The sequence below is a fragment of the Sphingobium sp. BS19 genome (assembly GCF_027925545.1).
GTDB lineage: Bacteria > Pseudomonadota > Alphaproteobacteria > Sphingomonadales > Sphingomonadaceae > Sphingobium.
Genome location: NZ_BSEF01000076.1, coordinates 1 through 1,165, shown reverse-complemented (window position 1 = coordinate 1,165; position 1,165 = coordinate 1). Strand labels below are relative to the sequence as shown.

Here is a 1,165-nt window from a genome sequence, read left to right as displayed (position 1 = left end):
CTAGTCACGTGAATCCGAAGTTCGGCTCATTGTTTTTTGACAGAAGCGTTTGACGGAGGCGAGGATCTCGTCTGCGGATTTGACCCACTTGTAGGGTTTGGGGTTTTCATTGTGTGCTTTGATGAAGGCGGCGATGTCGGCTTCGAGTTCGGCCGTGGATCGATGGACGCCGCGTTGCAGCTGCTTGCGCGTCAGCTCTGCAAACCACCGTTCGACCTGATTGATCCAGGACGCCGATGTTGGCGTGAAGTGAACATGCCAATGCGGGCGGCGCGCCAGCCAGGCCTTGATCTTCGGCGTCTTGTGGGTGGCATAGTTGTCCATCACGAGGTGGACGTCCGGCCCCTCGGGCATTGCGGCGTCGATCCGCTTGAGAAAATCGAGGAACTCGGTGGCTCGGTGGCGTTTGTAGCACTTGCCGATCACGGCGCCGGTGGCGATGTCGAGCGCGGCAAACAGAGACGTCGTGCCATTGCGGATATAGGTATGGGTGCGTCGCTCAGGCACGCCCGGTGCCATCGGCAAGACCGGTTGCTCACGATCCAGCGCCTGGATCTGGGATTTTTCGTCCACGCACAGCACGACCGCCCGGTTCGGCGGAGACATGTAGAGGCCGACAATGTCCTGGACCTTGTCGACGAATAGCGGGTCCGTGGACAGCTTGAACGTCTCGGACCGGTGCGGTTGCAGGCCAAATGCACCCCAGATCCGGCGGATGGTAGTGTGCGACAGCCCCGCTTCGGCTGCCATGGAACGGATCGACCAATGCGTGGCATCCTTCGGAGTGGTGTTCAGCGTGCGCTCGATCACCTGAGCAACCTGCGCATCCGACACTGTACGTGGGCGACCTGCACGATATTCGTCGGTCAGCCCTTCAATGCCATCCTGCACGAACCGCCGCCGCCATTTGCCGACCGTGTGCTCGTGGACACCGAGGCGTTGGGCAACTTCCTTGCTCTGCAGTCCCTCTGCACACAGCAGAACCATCCGGCATCGATCCGAGAGCGACCGCGGCGCTTTGTGCCGCCGGACTTGGGCTTCGAGAAACGTCCGGTCCTCGCCACTCAATACGACCAAATCTGCCTGTCTACCCGCCACCATCAACGCTCCCACCTGTCTGACAAGAGCATATACAATGATGCTTACTTCAGTTCCAGATGACTAG

The 1,165-nt window shown here is 59.9% G+C and carries 1 protein-coding gene; it reads right to left on the bottom strand.

The annotated features are described in order from the left end of the window. Entirely contained in the window at positions 1 to 1,101 is a 1,101-nt protein-coding gene (locus tag QMG56_RS23225; RefSeq protein ID WP_216313491.1) for an IS630 family transposase, read from the bottom strand. Positions 1,102 to 1,165: the final 64 nt, after the last annotated feature.

Coding starts and splice junctions, on each gene's coding strand:
- QMG56_RS23225 (WP_216313491.1), bottom strand. CDS start 1,101: ATGGTGGCGGGTAGACAGGCAGATTTGGTCGTATTGAGTGGCGAGGAC.